The 1,507-nt window shown below is 46.9% G+C and carries 7 tRNA genes and 2 rRNA genes; all 9 read left to right on the top strand.

Annotated elements, in window-relative coordinates:
- A 23S ribosomal RNA gene (locus A9178_RS18175) occupies window positions 1–188 on the top strand; the annotation flags it as partial.
- Window positions 189–266: 78 nt separating this feature from the next.
- Window positions 267–381: ribosomal RNA gene (gene rrf / locus A9178_RS18170) — 5S ribosomal RNA — on the top strand.
- A gap of 103 nt (window positions 382–484) precedes the next feature.
- Window positions 485–559: transfer RNA gene (locus A9178_RS18165), tRNA-Glu, on the top strand.
- A gap of 103 nt (window positions 560–662) precedes the next feature.
- A tRNA-Val gene (locus A9178_RS18160) sits at window positions 663–738 on the top strand.
- A gap of 28 nt (window positions 739–766) precedes the next feature.
- Window positions 767–843 (top strand) — tRNA-Met (locus tag A9178_RS18155).
- 68 nt (window positions 844–911) lie between these two features.
- Window positions 912–988: transfer RNA gene (locus A9178_RS18150), tRNA-Asp, on the top strand.
- A 218-nt stretch (window positions 989–1,206) separates the two neighbouring features.
- Window positions 1,207–1,282 (top strand) — tRNA-Phe (locus A9178_RS18145).
- 5 nt (window positions 1,283–1,287) lie between these two features.
- Window positions 1,288–1,372: transfer RNA gene (locus A9178_RS18140), tRNA-Tyr, on the top strand.
- Window positions 1,373–1,390: 18 nt separating this feature from the next.
- Window positions 1,391–1,466: transfer RNA gene (locus tag A9178_RS18135), tRNA-Thr, on the top strand.
- Window positions 1,467–1,507 lie beyond the last annotated feature (41 nt).

Below are 1,507 nucleotides of genomic sequence, written 5' to 3'. Positions count from 1 at the left end.
AGCTGGGTAGCTACGTGTGGAAAGGATAAGTGCTGAAAGCATCTAAGCATGAAGCCCCCCTCAAGATGAGACTTCCCATCATTTTAAATGAGTAAGATCCCTCAGAGACGATGAGGTTAATAGGTTTGAGGTGGAAGCGTGGCGACACGTGGAGCTGACAAATACTAATCGATCGAGGACTTATCTATACTTTATGTTTATGTCTTATAAATCTTATCTGGTTTTGAAGGTATATAACTTACCTTGAGTTTCATTTATATATAAGGTCTAGTGGCGATGGCGGAGAGGTCACACCTGTTCCCATACCGAACACAGAAGTTAAGCTCTTCAGCGCCGATGGTAGTTGGGGGTTCCCCCTGCGAGAGTAGGACGTTGCTAGGCACCTTTTTACATTAAATCGCTCCACAGAGTATCCAAATGGTCGAGTAATTGGCTTTAATCGGCCAAAAGCGATGTGGGGTTATTTATTTGCAAAAAATTAATTGGCCCGTTGGTCAAGCGGTTAAGACACCGCCCTTTCACGGCGGTAACACGGGTTCGAATCCCGTACGGGTCACCATTTTTAGGCTAGGAATTTAAGTACGCGACGTACTGGGACTCCGATTATCTCGTCCCACCGTAAAGGTTTGTCGCAACACATGCACTAGCACATCTTATGCGTCGGAGGATTAGCTCAGCTGGGAGAGCACCTGCCTTACAAGCAGGGGGTCACAGGTTCGAGCCCTGTATCCTCCACCATTAAAAGCTTAATTTGTTTTTCTTACATCGCGGGGTGGAGCAGTCTGGTAGCTCGTCGGGCTCATAACCCGAAGGTCGTAGGTTCAAATCCTGCCCCCGCAACCAAAATACACGCTTTAATAAGTGTTTTTTTATTTCCAAAAATCCCTTTAATAAAGCGTAATCATTATAGTGGTCCGGTAGTTCAGTTGGTTAGAATGCCTGCCTGTCACGCAGGAGGTCGCGGGTTCGAGTCCCGTCCGGACCGCCATGTTTAATTATATAGACTTTAATATAAGGGCTCGGTAGCTCAGTCGATAGAGCAAGCCGTAAACTTCTTGAAATAGCCCTCATATTGTAGGCTTGCGAGGAGTGCTGCTTCTCAGAAATAACTTGCAACACGACGAGCAAAGGTTTACTTCTTTGAATTAACTTCTAACTATCATAATAGGCAAGATCTAAATTACAATTCCACCCAATTATTAATCTGGCTCGGTAGCTCAGTCGGTAGAGCAACGGACTGAAAATCCGTGTGTCGGCGGTTCGATTCCGTCCCGAGCCACCATTGTTGGAGGGGTAGCGAAGTGGCTAAACGCGGCGGACTGTAAATCCGCTCCCTCTGGGTTCGGCAGTTCGAATCTGCCCCCCTCCACCATTGAAAGATTTATCATTTGCCGGCCTAGCTCAATTGGTAGAGCAACTGACTTGTAATCAGTAGGTTGGGGGTTCAAGTCCTCTGGCCGGCACCATTCTATGAGCCATTAGCTCAGTCGGTAGAGCAACGAGCAAT

The organism is Oceanobacillus sp. Castelsardo (assembly GCF_001659985.1).
In the GTDB taxonomy this organism is placed as follows: Bacteria; Bacillota; Bacilli; order Bacillales; family Amphibacillaceae; genus Oceanobacillus.
This window is presented reverse-complemented; position numbering and strand designations above follow the sequence as displayed.